1 protein-coding gene is annotated in these 493 nt (G+C 62.9%); it reads right to left on the bottom strand.

All coding sequences use genetic code 11. The features are described 5' to 3' along the window. Positions 1 to 64: 64 nt before the first annotated feature. Positions 65 to 409, bottom strand: coding sequence for a hypothetical protein (locus tag IMZ11_RS43825; RefSeq protein ID WP_003882821.1), 345 nt, complete (start codon positions 407 to 409; stop codon positions 65 to 67). Positions 410 to 493: the final 84 nt, after the last annotated feature.

The following is a 493-nucleotide window of genomic DNA, read 5'->3' as shown; positions in this document are numbered from 1 at the left end:
GCATCGAGGACCGCTGGTACTCCGACCATCCCGGCGTGATGCGGCAGCGGCCCAGCAGCTGAGCTCAGAACGTAAGTGCCAGCACAGCGAAATCGATTGCCAGCAGTGCCAACCCGATGACGGGGACCAGCACCCCGTACCGCATCCGCGAGGTGAGTATCGATACGGCGATCGTGACCACGGGCACCACCGGCGCGCCGTAGAAAAGGATCCCGAACCAGAACTCTCCCGGGCCCTTGTCCGCGCAGACGTCGCCGGTGCACCCGGCCATGCCCATCACCGCACCCATGCCGTACAGGAACACCAGAACGGCTGCCGGAATGGTCAGCACCACCAACACCCAGGTGAGCGAAATCCTCATCCGCCGCTCGCCGGTGCCCTCAGTTTGCACAGTCTGTGATTCGGTCATGGCGTCCGCATACCCAGTTTCGCGGTCTTCTGCACGGGTATTACAGCCTCATGGCCAGATTCGGATACACCTTGATGACCGAGC

This window comes from Microtetraspora sp. AC03309, assembly GCF_020826795.1.
GTDB classification, from domain to species: domain Bacteria; phylum Actinomycetota; class Actinomycetes; order Streptosporangiales; family Streptosporangiaceae; genus Microtetraspora; species Microtetraspora glauca.
The sequence above is the reverse complement of the archived record's forward strand: the minus strand, read 5'-3'. Positions and strand labels throughout refer to the sequence as shown.